Source organism: Bradyrhizobium sp. (genome assembly GCF_035652035.1).
GTDB lineage: Bacteria > Pseudomonadota > Alphaproteobacteria > Rhizobiales > Xanthobacteraceae > Bradyrhizobium.
In genome coordinates, this window is the sequence record NZ_DASREO010000109.1 from 1 (window position 1) to 18,301 (window position 18,301).

Genomic DNA, 18,301 nt, shown 5'->3' on the forward strand with positions numbered 1-18,301 from the left:
TGCGCGGAGCTTCGATTGCAAGATCTGGCCGCCGCCGTTCGATCAGGATCCAGACCGGAGGATTTCGGGCTCCGACGGCGGAGGATAACCGCCGCCGACGCCGTTTCATCTCTTCCAAGTCGCCTGGCGTCGGCTCGCGACCAGGATGATGAACTCCGGAGAGCGCGCGTCACATCCGGTCGCTATGGCCACCCGCGTCTCTATGAAAAGACCCGCGTGTCGCGGCAAGCCGATCTGGCCAAGCTCGTCGCCGGATTTGTCAGTCCGTTGTCGGTTTGAGGCTTCGTCATTCGGCGGCGTGAGTGCACACTCTCGTCGTCCCCGCGAAAGCGGGGACCCATAATCGCCGGCACTGATCATAGGCAGGCTCGTGGTTCCAGCTTTCCTGACGGAGGGCCGGTGGTTATGGATCCCGGATCGTCGCTCGACGACGTCGAATTATTTATCGGTCAGCGCAATTTCCGCCGTGTTTCTATATGCCTGGTCCTTCCGGGCATCGGCCATTTTTGACTTTCGTTGCCGATCATGAACACATGCGAACGCGCGGACGGCGGCATCTTTACATGTCTTGCGTCCGCCCGTTCAGGGGATATTCAGCGAGCGTCCGCTCAAGCTGTTTTTGTTTAACGGTGAGGGAAAACATCATGCGATGGGCGAGGGTTTTTCTGTTTTCACTTTCTCTCGGCGCGCTGGCATTTCCTGCGCTTGTCGACTGCGCCGTCGCCCAGCAACAGCCGCAGGAAAAGCGCATCGCGCTCGTCGTGGGCGACGGCAACTACGAAAAGGCGCCGCTTCCGACGGCGGCCAATGACGCCGGGCTGATCGCGCAAACCCTTCAGGCCGCGGGCTTCGACGTGATCGGAGCGCGCGACCTCGATGCGGACGCCCTGCGCAACAGCCTTCGCGATTTCATGGTGAAGGTTCAAGCCGATCCCGCCAACACGGTGGCGATGATCTATCTCTCCGGCTACGCCGTCCAGCTGGCCGGCGAAAACTATTATGTCCCGGTCGATGCGAAGATCAGCCGCGACACGGATATTCCGACCGAGGGCTTGCGGATCAGCGATTATACGCGCCAGCTCGCCTCCCTTTCCGTCAAGATCAGCGTTGTCGTGCTGGATTCTGCGGGGCCGCAGCCCTTCGTCGAAGGTGGCAACCCGATTGCCGGCGGACTTGCGCTGGTCGAAGCATCGCCGAACATGTTGATCGCCTTCAACGCCGCGCCGGGCACGGTGGTGCCGCCCCAGACCGGTAACTACGGCGTCTACGCCCAAGCGCTGGCGGAAATGATCCGCACCGGGGGATTGTCGTTGCCCGACGTGTTCGATCGCGTGCGGCTGCGCGTCAGCGAAAGCAGCAAGGGCGCTCAGGTGCCGTGGGACGACCAGAAGATCCAGGCGCCATTCACTTTCTTCGATCGCGCACCCGATGCGCCGCCCGTGCAAGGCTCGCCGGATCAGGTCGCGGCTATCAGGGACAAGCCGATCCGCGATCTCGGCGCGCAGGACGCGTTCACCGCCGCGCTGGCCCGCGACACCTTCCAGGGCTACGAGGATTTTCTTGCCGCCTATCCTCGCGATCCGCTGGCGAGGCGGGTGAGAGCAATCCTCGCCGCGCGGCGCGAGGCGATCACCTGGCGCCGAACTTATCTCGCCGATACGCCCGATGCCTATTGGTCGTATCTGCGCCGCTATCCGGACGGACCGCATGCATGGGATGCGCGTCGGCGCCTTTCGTACCTGTCCGCGGCGCTGGAGCCGCCGCCGTCCTTTGCCATGATCGATTATGGCGATGTGCCGCCGCCGCCGCCGGACGACTTCGTCTATGTCGACCGTCCGGTGCTTTACTTTGACGATCCCCAATTCGGCTTCGCGCCGCCGCCACCGCCGCCAGTGTTCTTTCTGCCGCCGCCGCCGCCGGATTTCGTGGTGCTGGCGCCGCCGATTGTTGCCGTGGGGATCGGGGTGGGCGTTGGATTATTCGTGCTGCCGCGTCCGGCGTTTGTGCCGATGCCGGTCTATTGCGCGCCGCCGGCCTATGTGCGGCCGCCGCCGAACAACATCATCTACAACAACATCCACAACACCACCGTCATCAATACGGTGATCAACAACCCCGCGCCGACGCCGGCTGCAATCGCCGCCGCGGCCGGCCCGCGGACCGGCACGCCGGGCCAGACGACGGCTGCCCCGACGACGCTTGGCCCGACTTTGCCGACGCATGTCCAGCAGCGCGCCACGCTGATCCAGCAGGGCAAGTTGCCGGCGCCGCCGAGCGCCTCGATCAATCCGCGGGCACCGGGGGTGACGCCCGCCAATCTTCCGGGCAATGCTCCGCGGCCGGGCACGGCTCCGGTGCAACCGGGCAATGTCCCGCTGCATCAGGAGTTGCCGAAGGCCAACGCGCTGCCTGTTCCCGGGCAAAAGGGTGCACCGCCGGCGCCTCCGGGCGCAGCTCCGAACCGGCTCTCCAACACGCCGGCCGAGCAGGGCCACCCCAATCTGCGGGAGGAAAAGACTGCGCCAAACGCACCGGGCGCTGCGCCAAACAAACTGACGACGCAGCCGGGCCAACCGAACCTGCGCGAGGAAAAAGGCGCGCCCAACGCGCCCGGCAAGCCGCCGGTTGCGCAAGGCCAGCCGACGACGCCGGCTCCGCAAGAGCACGAGCGGCGTGCGCCGCCGACGGCGCCGACTGCAGCGCCGTCGAAGCCAACGCCGCCACCTCCGCCGCCAAAGCCGGAGACACGGCGCGCGCCACCACCACCGCCACCGCCGAGGGCCGCGCCACCGCCGCCACCGCCGCGCGCGGCACCACCGCCGCCTCCACCGCGCGCTGCGCCACCACCGCCGCGGCCGCAACCGGCGGCACGGCCGGCGCCGCCTCCGCCGCGGCCTGCTCCGCCGCCACCGCGGCCGGCGCCGCCCAAACCACCACCGCCGGCGGCCAAGAAATGTCCGCCCAATCAGCCGCGGTGCTGATGAAGTAGCGAGAAGGCGTCATGGCCGGGCTTGTCCCGGCCATCCACGTCTTTGAATCGATGTGAAGGAAGGAAGACGTGGATGCCCGCGACAGGCGCTGGCATGACGATGTGGAGAAACCGATGGCTTCCCTGCCGATCGCCTCCCCCGAAACCATCCGCTTCTTCCATGCGTGGCTGGAGACATTTTCCGGTTACGTGCGCGACGTCGACTACGCCTCGGCAAAACCGCTGTTTCATCCCGACGTGCTCGCCTTCGGCACGCACAACGACGTCATCCCCGGTCTCGACAAATGGGTGCTCACGCAGTGGGATCACGTCTGGCCGAAGACATCAGACTTCCGCTTTGTGCTTGAGCAAACGCAAGTGCTGGCGTCGCCCGACGGCAACATGGCGATCGTGGTCGCGCCCTGGACCAGCCTCGGCTACTTCGAAGACGGCCGGGCGTTTCCGCGCCCCGGCCGCGCAACGCTCGTGTTCTCGAAGGATGGCGAGACGTGGCTGTGCACACACTCGCACATGTCGCTCAATCGCGGTGTGCCTCAGACAAGCCATGCCAATCGGCCGGTGAAGGCGTGGTGAGGCAGCTGCCGCAGCCTCGTCATTGCGAGGAGCCCGCGACAAAATTGCGCAGCAATTTTGCGCTGGAGCGACGAAGCAATCCAGAGTCTTTCCAAATGGTCATTCCGGGGCGATGCGCCAGCATCGAACCCGGAATCTCGAGATTCCGGGTCTGGCGCTTACGCGCCATCCCGGAATGACGAACGTTGGATTGCTTCGCTGGCGCTCGCAATGACGGTTAGAAAATTCCGCTCACCCGGCCGCGCGCGCCAGCGGCACACCGCACGGACGCGCCGGCAGCGTCGGGGCATCGACTTCGGCCGGTGTGAAATCGATGGCGCTGCCATCGGGGCGCAAATGCGCGGTGCCGGTCTTGATCTCGACCGGGGCGAAGCCGTTGTCGAACGACTGCGCCAAGGCGTAGATCGGCGGGATGGCCCAGCTGCCGTTCTTGTCGATGAATCCCCAATGTCCCTTGCAGCCCGCGGGCGCGAGGCCGTTCACGAACGGTCCCGGGCCAAAATGCTCTTTGTGGGGCCCAAGGCTTTCATAGCGCTCGCTGAGCACAAGCTTGCCTGTGCGGTCGATGAAGCCGTAATGGTCGCCGTCCGATGTGACCGCGGCAAGCCCCTCCTGGAAATCCTCGACGCTCTTGTATTTCATGGCAATGACGATCTTGCCGCTCGTGTCCATGAAGCCGCAGCGGCTGTTGAGACAGACTGACATCAGTCCGTCCACCACTGCGCCGATCGAATTGTAGATTCGCTTCGAAATCGGGCGCCCCTCGGCATCGACGAGCCGCACCAGAAGCGGCGGTTCTTCGCTGTCGCCGTGATAGGCGGGATCGATGCCGCCGATGCTCCAGAAGCTCTCGCTGACGCTGCTGATCTGTTCGTACTTGGGCTCGACGACGAATTTGCCGCTGCGATCGATCAGGCCGGCGTTCTTCCCATAATCGGCGCTGGTGCGCACGACGGCGCGGCCGCCGCGAAAGGGGTCGGCCTCCGCGAAGCGCGGCGGGATCACCATCTTGCCGTCGCGGTCGATGTAACCCCATTTGCCGTCGACCAGCACGGCAGCCAGCCCTTCCGAAAACAAACGCGCGCCGGCGAACGTGACCGGGACGACGACCTTGCCTGATGTGTCGATATAGCCGTGCAGAAACGTGTGGCCGCCCTTGTAGGACGTCACGAGGCCGCGGCCTTCGGTGAAAGCTTCCGCGGCGTCCCAGGGGCTGCCGACTTCTTGACCCTGCGGGTCGAGGTAGACCCAGAGACTGTCGACGCGCTGCACGGCCGCGCGCATCTCGCAATAAGGTCCCGCCTGCTTGAACTGGGCTGCGACCTTCCAGGCGCCATCGCTCGTCATATAGCCCTGCAAGCCGCTGCGCTTGGCCGTGACCGCGAAGACGCCGTCAGGGGATGCGGTTCGCGGCATGAACGTGTCGCCGGGCTCGCCGATCGGCCGCCCGTCCATCGCGAACATCTGGCATTTGCGGGACTCGTCGCAGCGCTGCGGAATGATGTCGGTCACGCCGGTATCGACACCCACGTACGAGCCGTCCATTGCCCGGCAGGTTTGCGCGAGCGACGGAGTGGCGCTGATAAGGATTGCTGCAGCTGTAATCGCGAACATCAAGCGCATGGTCATGGCTTCGGCGGTTGGGGTGAATACCGACTAACCTTTGTCGCCGAAGGCGTTGAAACGGTTCGAGGCTGCGTCGTCATTCCGAGGCGCGAGCATAGCGAGCGAGCTCGGAATCTATGGCGGCCACTGGAGATACTACTCAACTATTCTTCGTCTTCTTCGTCCTCGTCCTCATCAACTGGAAGGCCAGCCTTCTTTGCGGCTTTTTTAGCGGCCTTCTTGGCTGATTTCTCTGCTTCAACCTTCTCTTTAAGCGCGAGGTAAGCTCGTTCTCCATCGTCGATGAAATTCACTGGCTTGATCGCGAAGGTCAGGACAGGACAGCCACCGCCGCCGCCTCCTTCTACTTTCGGCCAAAGTTTCTCGTGGTGAGTCGTTGCCTTGCCGTAAGAAGAGCCTTTTCCGAGGCTCTTGAAAATTTGCTGCAACTCCCACGAGCGAGTAATCACGATTCCGACCTGGATCGCGCGAAGGTCGAACAGAAGGCGAAAGTTGTTCAGATCTCGATCGAAGAAAGGGTCTTTGTTGTTCCACTCCATTTCGACCGCAACGCCACCTTTAAAGCAGTCAACGGCGTGCGTCGGGCTGTCGATCTGATGTTCATCGACGATGATGGATGTGCTGAACTCCTTTTCTATCCAGCCTTTCGCATAAAGTGGTTCGTCAATGCGGCGGCTAATCAAAGATCGATTACCGCCACCGATACGAACTTCGGATTTTAGAAGTTTGAAATCCCGCAGAACTTGCTGGAGTTCGCCCCATTCGGTCGGGCAAGCTGTCTCTAATATGCCAGTAGCGTTTCTCCACTCCTTGACGTGGTAACGCTCCAAAAGATCGGCTGGGACAAGGTGCAATGTCGACATTCAACTCAAGGTCCGCTTAGTCGAAAGGAGCAACAACAGATCGGCAAGAATTATCCACTACGCATCTTGAGAACGTAACGTGAACATGATATCATGAATCAAACATAGCCCGTATATCGATATTCTTGCCTAACGTCTTGGAGTTACCGATGCTTTCAGCCGGACAGGATTTGCTGCGCTTTGCAGGAGGCCGGCACTTCAAGACGATACTTGCCGATCCGCCTTGGCAATTCACGAACAAGACAGGGAAAGTTGCCCCCGAACACAAGCGCCTATCGCGCTACGGCACCATGAAGCTCGACGAGATCTGCGCTCTTCCGGTGCCTGAGATCGTGGCGGCCACGTCGCACCTTTACCTATGGTGTCCGAACGCGATGTTGCCGGACGGTCTCGCGGTCATGAAAGCGTGGGGCTTCACCTACAAGTCCAACATCGTCTGGCACAAGATAAGAAAAGACGGCGGTTCGGATGGACGAGGCGTCGGCTTTTATTTTCGTAATGTCACTGAACTGATTTTGTTCGGCGTGCGCGGCAAGAACGCGCGCACGCTGGCGCCGGGCCGGAGGCAGGTGAACTATCTTGCGACTCGCAAGCGTGAGCATTCGCGAAAGCCGGACGAACAATACGACATTATCGAAGCCTGTTCGTCAGGACCATTCGTCGAATTATTCGGTCGTGGCCCGCGCAAAGGTTGGACGACCTGGGGCGATCAGGCCGCGGATTACAAATTGACTTGGAAAACCTACTCCAATCATTCGCAGGCAGAGTTGATACCAGCCGAGTAGCCGACCGGCCTACCTCCGCTTCCACCCGCCCCGTTTGCCCGGCGCGCCGCCGGAGGAGCGCGGGGAGGGACCGAACTCGGGACCGGATTGCTGCGAATTGGTCGGCTGGAAGATTCGGCTTTTGTCGCCGAAAGGCTTTTCCGGCAACGCACGGCCCGCGCGGTAAGGCAGCGATTCCGGCCCGTGCATCTCGTCGAGATGCGGTTTGTGAACTTTTGATCCACCGCGTCTTTCGTCCGCCGTCGGCAGCAGCGGATCGCGCTCGCGCGATCTGCCGCCGCGCTTCTTCATCGCGCCCGCGGGCAGGTTCGCCGCCTCGCCGTATTTCTTCGCGCCCGCATAGGCGCCGGCGCGGTTTGCGACAGCCTTCTGCTTGGCGGTGGGATCGTCGACCACGGCCATTTCGGTGGCGCGCAAGCGCTTGACTTCGTCGCGCAGCCGCGCGGCCTCCTCGAAGTTGAGATCGGCGGCGGCCTCGCGCATCCGCGTTTCCAGATCGGACAGCACGGCTTCGAAATTGTGCCCGATCGCAATCACGTCATCGGACCATCCAGACCCCTTGCCGCCATCGCCGACCTCGACCAGCACGTGGTCGCGCTCGTAGACCGAATTGAGGATGTCGCCGATCGACTTCTTCACGCTCTCCGGCGTGATGCCGTTGGCGGTGTTGTATTCGACCTGCTTCTCGCGACGGCGGTTGGTTTCCGCCATCGCGCGCTCCATCGAGCCCGTGACCTGGTCGGCATAGAGGATCACCTTGCCGTCGACATTGCGCGCGGCGCGGCCGATGGTCTGGATCAGCGAGGTCTCGCTGCGCAGAAAGCCTTCCTTGTCGGCATCGAGGATCGCGACCAGCGCGCATTCGGGAATGTCGAGGCCCTCGCGGAGAAGGTTGATGCCGACCAGCGCATCGAACGCGCCGAGCCGCAAATCCCGGATGATCTCGATGCGCTCGATGGTGTCGATGTCCGAGTGCATGTAGCGCACGCGAATGCCCTGCTCATGCAGATATTCGGTGAGGTCCTCCGCCATGCGTTTTGTGAGCACCGTGATCAGCGAGCGATAGCCCTTTTGCGCGGTGGCGCGGACCTCGCCGACGAGATCGTCGACCTGCGTGCGGGCGGGTCTGATATCGACGGGCGGATCGATCAGTCCGGTCGGGCGGATCACCTGCTCGACGAACACGCCGCCCGATTCGTTGAGCTCCCAGCCGCCGGGCGTGGCGGACACCGCAACCGATTGCGGGCGCATCATGTCCCATTCCTCGAAACGCAGCGGGCGGTTGTCCATGCAGGAGGGCAGGCGGAAACCGTATTCGGCGAGCGTCGCCTTGCGGCGGAAGTCGCCGCGGAACATGCCGCCGATCTGCGGAATCGAAACATGGCTTTCGTCGGCGAACACCAGCGCGTTGTCCGGCACATATTCGAACAGCGTCGGCGGCGGCTCGCCGGGAAGACGCCCGGTGAGGTAGCGCGAATAGTTTTCGATGCCGGCGCAGCTTCCCGTCGCTTCCATCATTTCGAGATCGAAGGTGGTGCGCTGCTCCAGCCGCTGCGCCTCCAGCAATCGCCCCTGGTTGTTGAGCTGGTCGAGGCGCAGTTTCAGTTCGCCCTTGATCGACTTGATCGCCTGCACCAGCGTCGGGCGCGGCGTCACATAATGCGAATTGGCGTAGATCTTGATGAATTCGAGTTCGTCCTGCTTGTGGCCGGTGAGCGGATCGAATTCCTCGATGTTTTCCACGCTGTCGCCGAACAGATTCACGCGCCAGGCGCGGTCTTCATAGTGCGCCGGAAAGATATCGATGACGTCGCCGCGGACGCGGAAGGTGCCGCGGGTGAAATCCGCCTGCGTGCGCTTGTACTGCAGGGCGACGAGGTCGGCGATCAGCTGCCGCTGGTCGATGCGCTCGCCCTTCTTCAGCGCAAACGTCATCGCGGTATAGGTCTCGACCGAGCCGATACCGTAGATGCAGGAGACCGAGGCGACGATGATGACGTCGTCGCGTTCGAGCAGCGCGCGCGTGGCCGCGTGGCGCATGCGGTCGATCTGTTCGTTGATCGAGGAGTCTTTCTCGATATAGGTGTCGGTGCGCGGAACATACGCTTCCGGCTGGTAGTAGTCGTAATAGCTGACAAAGTACTCGACCGCGTTGTCCGGGAAGAAATTCTTGAACTCGCCATAGAGCTGGGCAGCCAACGTCTTGTTCGGCGCGAGGATCAGCGCCGGGCGCTGCGTCGCCTCGATTACTTTCGCCATGGTGTAGGTCTTGCCCGAGCCGGTAACGCCGAGCAGCACCTGCGTGCGGTCGTTGCGCTGGATGCCTTCGACCAGTTCGGCGATCGCGGTCGGCTGGTCGCCCTTGGGCTGATAGTCGGACTTGATCTCGAAGCGCACGCCGCCTTCGGATTTTTCCGGGCGCGGCGGACGATGCGGCGTCCACACTTTCATCGCGCCGTCGGCGCCGCGAAACTCGGGGCGGCCGTCGCGAATCAGGTTTTCCAGCGCTTCGGCGGTCGCCTTGACGCCAAGCGCTTCCATCTTGCTTTTCGGTGGGCGCGCAAGATCCGCCTCATCATCCTCGGCGGTCGGCAGGCCCAGTTGCCGCGCCAGTTCCGGGTCGAGCGTGGGAATGGTCGCGGAGGTGCCGTAATTGGCCGGCGCGAATTCGCGCTGTGGCGCTTCGTCAAATCCCTTGGTCGAGGCGCGGGCGCGGTGGGCCGCCGCCTCGCCGCCGGCGCGGCGATCCCAGGAATTATCCGGCGGCGGCTGCAAGCCGGTACCGGATCCCATGCCGGCGTCGCCGCGATTGATCGCGGGATTGAGCAGTTCGGCGAGCGCCGGGCCGATCGGCTGCACCTCGGGACGGTGTGCTTTCGACTTGGGGGCTTTGCCGGGCTTTTTCGGGGAGTTGGGGGTCTTCGCCATGGGCGGAATATGGGACGAGTTGAGCCTTGAGAAAAGGGCCGTAGTGCCGTCAGGAACTGCTTGCACGATGGCCGGTTGCGATGTCAGCAGTTGTCAGTGCCGGTGAGGTTGGCAACAATGGAACGGATTGGCAATTCGTCATTGCGAGGGCGATGATCCCGGACTTGACGGATTGATTTAGACATGGCACACTCCCCCTTGTCGATAGGGAGAGCCATCATGGCCCGCGCAAAGCAGCCGAAACAAATCACCCAACTGACCGTAGGCCAGTTTGAGCAGATGTTTCCGAATGAAGAAGCCTGCGACGCCTATCTGGTGGCGCGCCGCTGGCCAGATGGCGTCCGTTGCCCGCGCTGCGGCTCTGATCGGCCTTACGAACTCAAGACTATGAAGTTCAAATGGGAGTGCCCCGATTGCAGCCCCGGCGGCTATCGGTTCTCCAACATCGCAGGAACGATCTTCGAGAACACCAATGTCGATTTGCGACGCTGGTTTCAGGTCATCCACCTTTTGCTGACCAGCAAAAAGGGAATGAGCGCACGCCAAATCCATCGCCACTTCGGTTTCGGCTCCTATAAGACGGCTTGGTATATGTGCCATCGCATCCGCGCCGCGCTCGTCGAAAAGGACTTCGACAAGCTGGGCGGGATCGTTGAGGTGGACGAAACCTTCATCGGCGGCAAAGCCAAGAACAAGCATAGGGGCAATGGACGGGGTGGTCCCGGCCGTGGCGGTATTGGCTCCGGCAAGACGCCCGTTGTCGGCGCTGTGAGCCGCAAAGGGAACGTCGTAGCGCGCGTCATTGATACGGTGAGCGGCGAATTGCTTACCAAGTTCGTCATGGACGCAGTAGACAGCAAGGTCAGCTTGCTCGTGACTGACGAATGGATTGGCTATCACCACGTCAAGAAGCTGTACCCGCACGAAGTCATCAAGCACACGCAGGGTGAATACGTCGTTGGTGCCGTCCATACCAACACGATTGAGGGATTCTGGAGCATCCTCAAGCGCGGCGTTGTCGGCACCTATCACAAGGTCAGCAAGAAGTATTTGCCGCTGTACGTCGCGGAATTCCAGTTCCGCTACAACCATCGTGAGAACGTCGATATCTTCGGATCGGCCATAGCAGGCTGCTGAGACACAAGCACTGGCAGGTGTCTCAGCTAGAGACGAAAGCCGCCAGCGAACCGGAATGGATGCAGTTGGAGCTACCATTTAGTTAGCTCCGCCGCCTTGTTGTTTCAGATAAGCTCCGAAACTGGAGCGCGCGGCAGCAGCGAACCCACCTAACTCGTACTTTCGCGCCTCTAGAGACGCTGAAAGCTCTTCGCTCGCCTGTAATGCGCGGTCGTCTGCATCAAGCCACGTTGCAAGTGGTTTACTGTTTCTGCTCAGATCATGTCCCGATAGGATAAGAAAAGAACGGAAGAAGGCCTGCGCTTGATTGTAGGATCGGTAGTAGTTTTTCAAATCGGTAGAAATTTTTTTCGGGTCTAGTTGCTCTATTGGCCTGTCAACATCCGCTTTTAGGGCATTTACATCATCAAGCACCTTTGAGCGGACAGCGGCATCAAATAAGCCAGCTGCAGCGTGCACAGTTTCCCCATCCTTATTAATAGTGCCGCCCGGATTACCTGGATTGATCACTATCGGAAATACGAGTTGCGCAAATGATTCTAATTGCTTGTCGATGTTTAAAAGAACGTATTTTTGAAGCTCAAACCGAAAGTGCTTTTCTTCCTCCGAGATGGGTGCAGCAGGTTGTTGCTCGTGTTGCTCAACAACTTTATTGGCGGGTGACGACGCTTGCTGGGTGGCAAGCATATAAATACCTGTTGCCAGAACAATGGCCCCAATGGTGATGAAAACGAAAGCCAAGCGTCGCCTCCCTTCGGGCTTGGAGAGGCCTTGAAAGGCCTTCCAATGAATTGCGACCCCGAAGGACACGAGGCAGAGCGCTAACGCTACGCCTGCCGTTTTATAATGTCCGTCAACCGCCCGTTCACCTGCGAGCAGCAGGAAAATCCACGGCGCATTTGCCAACGTAACATCGCGGGCCTCAGCCCACGATGATGGAAGTGATGCTTCGGACATTTGTACCCATGGCGGGGTTAAGGCAGCCCGGATCATTGGACTGCCTCAATTTCCGCCACTACAATACCGCCCAGAGCGGCATCCGTCAAGTAAGGGATCATCGCCATTGCGAGGAGCGAAGCGACGAAGCAATCCAGACCCATTCGATCCCGGATTGCTTCGCGGAGTTTATCATCGGGCGGGCATTCGCCCGGCCCGTTGGCTCGCAATGACGGAAAATAAGGACCCCTATGCCCGATAATCACCCGCTCGCAGGAAAGCCCGTTCCGTCCTCCATGCTGGCGAATATTCCGCGGCTGGTGACGGCCTATTTCGCTGGAAAACCCGACCCAAAGATCGCGACGCAGCGGGTGGCATTCGGCACCTCGGGCCATCGCGGCTCCGCGTTCAACCTCGCCTTCAACGAGGCGCATATTCTGTCGATCAGCCAGGCCGTCTGCGACTACCGGCGCGAGAAAAATCTCACCGGACCGCTGTTCATCGGCATCGACACCCATGCGCTCGCCGAGCCGGCGCTCGCGAGCGCGCTGGAAGTGTTCGCCGCCAACGGCGTCGAGGTGATGATCGATGCGCAGGACGGCTACACGCCGACGCCGGCGGTCTCGCACGCGATCCTCACCTATAACAAAGGCCGGCAAAACGGGCTCGCCGACGGCGTCGTGGTCACGCCGTCGCACAATCCGCCCGAAGACGGCGGCTTCAAATACAATCCGCCGAACGGCGGTCCGGCCGACACCGACATTACCAGTGCGATCGAGCGCGCCGCGAACCGCTATCTCGAAACCGATCTGGATGGCGTCAAGCGCATGGCGTACGAGCGCGCGCGCAAGGCGGCCAACGTGCACCGCCATGATTACATCACGCCCTATGTCACCGATCTCGCCGACATTCTTGATATGGAGGCGATCCGCTCCTCTAGCGTAAAGATCGGCATCGATCCGCTCGGCGGAGCGGCGGTGCGCTACTGGGCGCCGGTCATCGAGCGTTACAAATTGAATGCGACGCTGATCCGCGACGAGGTCGATCCGACCTTCCGTTTCATGACGCTCGACTGGGACGGCAAGATCCGGATGGATTGCTCCTCGCCTTTCGCGATGGCGCAGCTCATCAACATGCGCGACAAATTCGATGTCGCCTTTGCCAACGATACCGACGCCGACCGCCACGGCATCGTCACCCGTACGGGCGGCCTGATGAATCCGAACCATTTTCTGGCCAGCGCGATCGCGTACCTGTTCGAACATCGCCCGCAATGGCGCAAGGACAGCGCGATCGGCAAGACCATCGTGTCGAGCGCGATCATCGACCGCGTTGCCAATAAAATTGGCCGCAAGGTGGTGGAGACGCCGGTCGGCTTCAAATGGTTCGTCGACGGCCTCGTCAGTGGCGGCTTCGGCTTTGCCGGCGAGGAAAGCGCGGGCGCCTCGTTCCTGCGCAAGGACGGTTCGGTGTGGACCACCGACAAGGACGGCCTGATCATGGGGCTGCTTGCGGCCGAGATCACCGCAAAAACCGGCCGCGATCCAAGCCAGTCGTTCGAGCAGCTGACCGATGAACTCGGAAAGCCTTTCTATGCGCGGGTCGATGCCCCGGCCACAGTGCAGCAAAAGAGCGTCTTCAAGACGCTGACGGGCGAAAAGCTCGGGATGAAGGAATTGGGCGGCGAGAGGGTCACGGCCGTGTTGTCGGCGGCGCCGGGCAACAACCAGCCGTTCGGCGGCATCAAGGTTACGGCGGAGAATGGCTGGTTCGCGGCGCGCCCCTCAGGCACCGAGGACGTCTACAAGATCTATGCGGAGAGCTTTAAGAGCGAGGCGCACCTGAAGCAAATCCAGGACGAGGCGCGAACTGCGATCGCGCGGGTGTTCGCTGGCTAGTGGAGCGGATTTGACATTCGCTACCCGTTGGCAGCGCGTTCGACAAGCGAATGTCAAATCCAAAGCTCCACTAGAAACCGATATTTGCTAGTGGTCCTTTGATTCTAACATTTGTAAGAGTGCCTGCTGAGAAGGGATACAAATGTTAGAATCGGACCACCAGGTCCGGCTTGAGCGGCTGTTAAGCCGCCGGCGCCGGGGCAGGCGCGGGACCGTTGACGATGTCAAGGTGGATCCCGCCGCAGCGGGTGCATCGCATGGTCCAGTATTCGGCGCCCGCGCGTCCGCCGATCACGCGCAGCACCCGAAGGGTGCCGTCGCAATCAGGGCAGTTGGATCGTACGTCGGCGGAGGCGTTGGTTTTGGATTCATGCATGAGCAGTCTTCCGCTTTTGTTCTGACGTCACGGATCGCCGGTTCAGATAGTCGATGCGGGTCTTTGCGTCGGCGACAGCCGCTTCCTGATCGGACCAGGCGAAACCGACCTCAAGCTCGGGAAACGAAACACCGTCGATGACGACGGGCTGATAGTCCTCCCGCCTGATTCGGGCGTGCCAAAGGCCTTTGCCGGCTTCGAAAGCCTCGATCTGAAAGCCGTGATAGGTCATGTCGCGTCCCCGTTAATTCCGGAGAGACAGCAAACCACGTCCGGCTCCAAACGAATGTGAAGTGGTTCACAGTTTCGGGAGAAGTTCGGCGCTATCCCCTTACGCCGCCTATATAAGCGGCGCGAAACAGGGCGATTTGGGTTAGCGATGGTCTTTGGGGGCAGCACGGTGGATTTGGCGCGTGTCACGCGGGCAAGGGCGGTCGCGGCCGCCTTGGCGATGGCGGTATTCAGTCCGGCTTTAAGCTCGAGCCGGGCGCACGCGGCCGAGCTGGCCTACGATCCGCCGATCGGCAGCCGCTGGATCGTCGAGACCGAGATCCGCAGCGAAGAGACGAGGCCGGAGGGGTCGACGACGTCGCTGGTCAGAACGCGCGCGGAACTCACGGTCGAGGCGAAGACGGCGGACGGTTTTCGCATCTCCTGGGTCCAACGCGGCTCGATGGTCGAAGGCAATGCACGAAGCGTCGCGCTTCGCCGCGCCTACGCCAACGTCCCCGAGAATATCGTGATCCGAGCCTCAACGGATGCCTCCGGCAAGCCCTTGCGCATCGACAATCTCGACGAGGCAAGGGCGGCGATGCGCCGCTCGGCCGACACCCTTGCGGCGCAATTTGCCGAAAGGCCGGCGGCGCGCGCGCTGTTCGACCAGTTGATGTCGGAGTTGACCGAGGCCGATGCCGAGAATGCGGCATCCGTCTACATTGATGCGATGGTCTCGCTGGCGGCTGCTCAAAATGCGGGAATGAAACCCGGCGAATTCCGCTGGACCTCGAAACCTGCGCAAAATCCGCTCGGCGGCGACGCGCTGATGGCGAACGAGCGGTTCGAACTGACTGATGTTGATTCGGCGGGCCGGCTCACCTTCGTCAGCGCCACCTCAGTCGATCCCGTCGCGATGAGCGATTTCATGCAGTCTTTTGCAAAGAGCTTGCTCGCAGCTTCCGGCGACAGCGTGACGCCGGCGCGGGTCGATCTTCTGGTGAAGTCGATGCTCTTCTCCTTCGACAAGCGCGCCGAATTTCAGGTCGAAGACGGCATGACGCGCAAGGTCGCGGAAAAATCCACCACCGTGTTTCGCAGCATGGAGCAGAATCTGACGCAAAGCGAAGCGCGGACGATTGCGGTGTCTCGCGCGCCTTAGGATTGACGTCGTGGCTCAATCGGCCATCTGTCGAACCTTGCTCGCCTTGCCGCGCCCGGCAGGTCGCGACGCCGCCTGGATGATCCAGCGGCGGAAGGCGGCAAAGTCACGCTGGCTGGTGCGAAAGCTGCGATAGACGAGGTACCAGCGCATGCCCTTGGGCACGCTTAGCGAAAACGGCGCGACCAGTCGCCCCGCAGCAATGTCGTCGTCGATATAGGGCCGAATGCCCATCGCCACGCCAAGCCCGTCGGCGGCTGCCTGCAGCGCCTGGCCATAAAACTGAAACTCCGGTCCGCGCGCGGTGAGACGTGAGGCGCCGGCGGCTTTCAGCCATAGCGGCCAGTCCTCAGCCGCGTGCGCGACCCGCAGCAGGTTCGGTCCCCTGAGATCGGCCGGCCGCTTGAGTTGCGAGGCAAGGCGCGGCGCGCAGACAGGCTGAAGATCGGCTGCGAATAAAGGCTCGGCGACGAGGTCCGGCCATTCGCCGCTGCCGAGCTTGATGCCGCAACTCCAATCGTCGGCAAAGGGCGCGGCCGCGCCGCCGGTCGTGATCCGCACCTCGATATCGGGCTGCTCCTTGCGAAAATCCGCAAGCCGCGGGATCAGCCAGCGCATGGCGAAAGTCGGACCCACGCCGATGGTCAAAACCCGCGTGCCCGCGGATGCGGTGACTTGTGCAGTGAGGCTCGCCAGCGCATCGAAGATCGGCGTCAGCCCGCTCTGATAGGCGCGTCCGGCTGATGTCAGCGCGAGGCGATTTGCCTTGCGTTCGAACAGGGCAACGCCGAGCCGCTCTTCGAGCAGATGCACGAGACGGCTGACCGCGGCTGCGGAGACGTTGAGCTCGCTGCCTGCGGCGGCGAAGCTTCCGCTTCGCGCCGCCGCCTCGAAAGCCTTGATGCCGTTGAGAAACAACAGGCGCCGCATGTGCCCTCAGTTCGGATAAGGAATTCGCCACCTGACCCACCCTCAGGAAAACTGGGGGCAGGGCAAACTAACTCAGTTTGTCCGAAGCGTCCAAGAGGCGCAGGTTTGATGGCGTGGAGATTGCGATGAGCACGCCCCAACCTGCCGACCCGCTGGTGCTTGATTTCGTCGAGTGGATCGCGCGACAGCCGCGGCTTTACTCCGAGGTTATCGCCACCTGGCGCACGTCCTGTCCGCGGCTGACGATCTGGGAGGATGCGTCGGATGCCGGCTATGTCATGCGCGAAGCGGTGGCCGGTGTCGGAATGATCCTGGCCGTCACCGATGCCGGCGAACAACTGCTTCGCGACAACGGCCGGATTGCCTAAAGCTGGTTCAGTTCCCACGCATCCCGCACATTGCTGCCAATCACTTTCGCGAGCACCGGGCGCTGCCGCCATTGACCTCGCGCGCGCGCTGTGGCGAAATTCATGCATCCGCATCCATTTCCGCGCCCCCGCCGGAAGCGACAAGGAACGCCCCCATGATCGATCTGCACTACTGGACGACGCCGAACGGCCACAAGATCACGATGTTTCTCGAAGAGACCGGGCTGAAGTACAAGATTTTCCCGGTCCACATCGGCAAAGGCGATCAGTTCAAGCCCGAGTTTCTGGCGATCGCGCCGAACAACCGCATTCCCGCCATGGTCGACCACGAGCCGAAAGGCGGCGGCAAGCCGATTTCGATTTTCGAGTCCGGCGCGATGCTGCTTTATCTCGCCGAGAAGACCGGCCAGTTCCTCCCCTCCGATCTCTATGGCCGCTACGATGCCATCCAGTGGACGTTCTGGCAGATGGGCGGCCTTGGCCCGATGGCCGGACAAAACCATCATTTCCGCAATTACGCGCAGGACAAGATCCCGTACGCCATCGATCGTTACGTGAACGAGACCAACCGTCTTTATGGCGTGCTCAACAAGCGGCTGAAGGATCGCGAATTCGTCGCCGGCCAGTATTCGATCGCCGACATGGCGAGCTATCCCTGGGTCGCGGGGTACAAGAACCAGGGCCAGGACATCGACCAGTTCCCGAACCTCAAGCGCTGGCTGGAGACCATCCGCGATCGGCCGGCCACGGTGCGCGCCTACGCGCTCGCCAAGGAGGTCAATCCGAATTTCGGTCAGCCCGCGATCCGCACCGAGGAAGAGCGCAAGCTTCTGTTCGGCCAGACCGCCGCGGTGGTAAAATAGTTTTTTAATAGTCAAACGCCCGCACGCAACTTTGCGTTTGCGATCGAAGCCCGCTGCTATAATCCAATATGGATCAAGCGGCGGGCTTTCTGTTTCTGTTTGTTGCGCTGCTATCGATTCTGCTGAAGGCAGCTGGCGAGAGGAGTTACGAATTTGCGCAAGGGAATATCGAGGCTTCGTATCGGCGTCACCTTGGCGATGCTTCTGGCCGGCAACTCGCTCGGCGTGTCTCTCGCTCGCGCAGAAGACCCCATGCTGAACAGTTCACCGGCGTGGGACGCCAATCACGACGGCGTCTATACCTGCGAAGAGTGGAAGAGTTTCATGGACCGGCTGTTCGTCTCGGCCGATAAAGGGCGCAAGGGTTTTCTCACCCGGCAGGAGTTCGATGCCGTCAAGAAGGCCGATCCTGCGCTCGCGCAAGCCGATTTCGGCTACTTCGACGAAAACCAGGATGGCAAGATCTCGCGCAAGGAGTTCGTCGACAAGCCGAGCGTGTTCATCGTGCGCTTCGACAGGAACGGCGATTGCAAGGTGACGCCGGACGAATTGAAGGCAGCGAGCTCGCCGCAATCGACGGGCGCTCCGCAGGAACGGCCGCGCGACCGGTTTCACTGAGTCAATGCCGCCTGTGTGTGGAAGCCGATCGGCGGC

At 61.7% G+C, this 18,301-nt stretch carries 17 protein-coding genes; 10 read left to right on the forward strand and 7 right to left on the reverse strand.

Features of this window, described 5'->3' with window-relative positions; translation table 11 throughout:
* The 3 genes from VFB05_RS30600 to VFB05_RS30610 all read left to right on the forward strand — a co-directional run.
* Window positions 1-279, forward strand: a 279-nt coding sequence (locus VFB05_RS30600) for a hypothetical protein (RefSeq protein WP_325019640.1), incomplete at its 5' end; no start/stop codon positions are given.
* 365 nt (window positions 280-644) lie between these two features.
* On the forward strand, window positions 645-2,981 hold the full coding sequence (locus tag VFB05_RS30605) for a caspase domain-containing protein (RefSeq protein WP_325019642.1): 2,337 nt from the start codon (window positions 645-647) through the stop codon (window positions 2,979-2,981).
* A gap of 122 nt (window positions 2,982-3,103) precedes the next feature.
* The gene (locus VFB05_RS30610; protein WP_325019644.1) at window positions 3,104-3,562 is read left to right on the forward strand and encodes a YybH family protein; all 459 of its coding nucleotides are present in this window, start codon (window positions 3,104-3,106) and stop codon (window positions 3,560-3,562) included.
* A 231-nt stretch (window positions 3,563-3,793) separates the two neighbouring features.
* Here VFB05_RS30610 and VFB05_RS30615 read toward each other — a convergent pair whose 3' ends face one another.
* Together VFB05_RS30615 and VFB05_RS30620 are read right to left on the reverse strand one after the other, a co-directional pair.
* Window positions 3,794-5,185, reverse strand: a complete 1,392-nt coding sequence (locus VFB05_RS30615) for a WG repeat-containing protein (protein WP_325019646.1) — start codon at window positions 5,183-5,185, stop codon at window positions 3,794-3,796.
* Window positions 5,186-5,331: 146 nt separating this feature from the next.
* Window positions 5,332-6,051, reverse strand: a complete 720-nt coding sequence (locus VFB05_RS30620) for a BglII/BstYI family type II restriction endonuclease (RefSeq protein WP_325019648.1) — start codon at window positions 6,049-6,051, stop codon at window positions 5,332-5,334.
* Between the two features lie 149 nt (window positions 6,052-6,200).
* Between VFB05_RS30620 and VFB05_RS30625 the strand changes: the two genes are divergently transcribed.
* Window positions 6,201-6,836 (forward strand): MT-A70 family methyltransferase, encoded by a 636-nt coding sequence (locus VFB05_RS30625; protein ID WP_325019650.1) that lies wholly within the window; start codon window positions 6,201-6,203, stop codon window positions 6,834-6,836.
* A gap of 9 nt (window positions 6,837-6,845) precedes the next feature.
* Here the strand turns inward: VFB05_RS30625 and uvrB are convergent, their stop codons facing one another.
* A complete protein-coding gene (gene uvrB / locus VFB05_RS30630) occupies window positions 6,846-9,764 on the reverse strand; it encodes an excinuclease ABC subunit UvrB (protein ID WP_325019653.1) in 2,919 nt (972 codons plus the stop codon).
* Window positions 9,765-9,983: 219 nt separating this feature from the next.
* Between uvrB and VFB05_RS30635 the strand changes: the two genes are divergently transcribed.
* Window positions 9,984-10,901 (forward strand): IS1595 family transposase, encoded by a 918-nt coding sequence (locus VFB05_RS30635; protein ID WP_325019655.1) that lies wholly within the window; start codon window positions 9,984-9,986, stop codon window positions 10,899-10,901.
* A 78-nt stretch (window positions 10,902-10,979) separates the two neighbouring features.
* On the opposite strand, the gene VFB05_RS30640 is transcribed toward VFB05_RS30635, so the two are convergent.
* A complete protein-coding gene (locus tag VFB05_RS30640; RefSeq protein ID WP_325019657.1) occupies window positions 10,980-11,894 on the reverse strand; it encodes a hypothetical protein in 915 nt (304 codons plus the stop codon).
* Window positions 11,895-12,088: 194 nt separating this feature from the next.
* On the opposite strand from VFB05_RS30640, the gene pgm reads away from it, so the two are divergent.
* Window positions 12,089-13,735: a phosphoglucomutase (alpha-D-glucose-1,6-bisphosphate-dependent) gene (pgm, locus tag VFB05_RS30645; protein ID WP_325019659.1), complete on the forward strand. Its 1,647-nt coding sequence runs from the start codon at window positions 12,089-12,091 to the stop codon at window positions 13,733-13,735.
* Between the two features lie 181 nt (window positions 13,736-13,916).
* Here pgm and VFB05_RS30650 read toward each other — a convergent pair whose 3' ends face one another.
* Window positions 13,917-14,111 (reverse strand): hypothetical protein, encoded by a 195-nt coding sequence (locus VFB05_RS30650; protein ID WP_325019661.1) that lies wholly within the window; start codon window positions 14,109-14,111, stop codon window positions 13,917-13,919.
* Window positions 14,104-14,343 (reverse strand): hypothetical protein, encoded by a 240-nt coding sequence (locus VFB05_RS30655; RefSeq protein WP_325019663.1) that lies wholly within the window; start codon window positions 14,341-14,343, stop codon window positions 14,104-14,106. The genes VFB05_RS30650 and VFB05_RS30655 overlap by 8 nt, the downstream gene beginning before the upstream one ends.
* Window positions 14,344-14,511: 168 nt before the next feature.
* Between VFB05_RS30655 and VFB05_RS30660 the strand changes: the two genes are divergently transcribed.
* Window positions 14,512-15,486 (forward strand): hypothetical protein, encoded by a 975-nt coding sequence (locus VFB05_RS30660; protein ID WP_325019664.1) that lies wholly within the window; start codon window positions 14,512-14,514, stop codon window positions 15,484-15,486.
* A gap of 15 nt (window positions 15,487-15,501) precedes the next feature.
* Here the strand turns inward: VFB05_RS30660 and VFB05_RS30665 are convergent, their stop codons facing one another.
* The gene (locus VFB05_RS30665) at window positions 15,502-16,416 is read right to left on the reverse strand and encodes a LysR substrate-binding domain-containing protein (RefSeq protein ID WP_325019666.1); all 915 of its coding nucleotides are present in this window, start codon (window positions 16,414-16,416) and stop codon (window positions 15,502-15,504) included.
* A 125-nt stretch (window positions 16,417-16,541) separates the two neighbouring features.
* Here VFB05_RS30665 and VFB05_RS30670 point away from each other — a divergent pair, with 125 nt between their 5' ends.
* The 3 genes from VFB05_RS30670 to VFB05_RS30680 all read left to right on the forward strand — a co-directional run bounded on the left by VFB05_RS30670 (window position 16,542) and on the right by VFB05_RS30680 (window position 18,265).
* On the forward strand, window positions 16,542-16,784 hold the full coding sequence (locus VFB05_RS30670; RefSeq protein WP_325019668.1) for a hypothetical protein: 243 nt from the start codon (window positions 16,542-16,544) through the stop codon (window positions 16,782-16,784).
* Between the two features lie 155 nt (window positions 16,785-16,939).
* Complete coding sequence (locus VFB05_RS30675) at window positions 16,940-17,647, forward strand: glutathione binding-like protein (RefSeq protein ID WP_325019670.1); 708 nt, start codon at window positions 16,940-16,942, stop codon at window positions 17,645-17,647.
* Window positions 17,648-17,800: 153 nt separating this feature from the next.
* A complete protein-coding gene (locus VFB05_RS30680; protein ID WP_325019673.1) occupies window positions 17,801-18,265 on the forward strand; it encodes an EF-hand domain-containing protein in 465 nt (154 codons plus the stop codon).
* Window positions 18,266-18,301 lie beyond the last annotated feature (36 nt).

Excerpts from the sequence above, each read along its gene's own strand:
- VFB05_RS30605 (WP_325019642.1), top strand. The coding sequence starts at position 645 with ATGCGATGGGCGAGGGTTTTTCTGTTTTCACTTTCTCTCGGCGCGCTG.
- VFB05_RS30610 (WP_325019644.1), top strand. The coding sequence starts at position 3,104 with ATGGCTTCCCTGCCGATCGCCTCCCCCGAAACCATCCGCTTCTTCCAT.
- VFB05_RS30615 (WP_325019646.1), bottom strand. The coding sequence starts at position 5,185 with ATGCGCTTGATGTTCGCGATTACAGCTGCAGCAATCCTTATCAGCGCC.
- VFB05_RS30620 (WP_325019648.1), bottom strand. The coding sequence starts at position 6,051 with ATGTCGACATTGCACCTTGTCCCAGCCGATCTTTTGGAGCGTTACCAC.
- VFB05_RS30625 (WP_325019650.1), top strand. The coding sequence starts at position 6,201 with ATGCTTTCAGCCGGACAGGATTTGCTGCGCTTTGCAGGAGGCCGGCAC.
- uvrB (WP_325019653.1), bottom strand. The coding sequence starts at position 9,764 with ATGGCGAAGACCCCCAACTCCCCGAAAAAGCCCGGCAAAGCCCCCAAG.
- VFB05_RS30635 (WP_325019655.1), top strand. The coding sequence starts at position 9,984 with ATGGCCCGCGCAAAGCAGCCGAAACAAATCACCCAACTGACCGTAGGC.
- VFB05_RS30640 (WP_325019657.1), bottom strand. The coding sequence starts at position 11,894 with ATGATCCGGGCTGCCTTAACCCCGCCATGGGTACAAATGTCCGAAGCA.
- pgm (WP_325019659.1), top strand. The coding sequence starts at position 12,089 with ATGCCCGATAATCACCCGCTCGCAGGAAAGCCCGTTCCGTCCTCCATG.
- VFB05_RS30650 (WP_325019661.1), bottom strand. The coding sequence starts at position 14,111 with ATGCATGAATCCAAAACCAACGCCTCCGCCGACGTACGATCCAACTGC.
- VFB05_RS30655 (WP_325019663.1), bottom strand. The coding sequence starts at position 14,343 with ATGACCTATCACGGCTTTCAGATCGAGGCTTTCGAAGCCGGCAAAGGC.
- VFB05_RS30665 (WP_325019666.1), bottom strand. The coding sequence starts at position 16,416 with ATGCGGCGCCTGTTGTTTCTCAACGGCATCAAGGCTTTCGAGGCGGCG.
- VFB05_RS30670 (WP_325019668.1), top strand. The coding sequence starts at position 16,542 with ATGAGCACGCCCCAACCTGCCGACCCGCTGGTGCTTGATTTCGTCGAG.
- VFB05_RS30675 (WP_325019670.1), top strand. The coding sequence starts at position 16,940 with ATGATCGATCTGCACTACTGGACGACGCCGAACGGCCACAAGATCACG.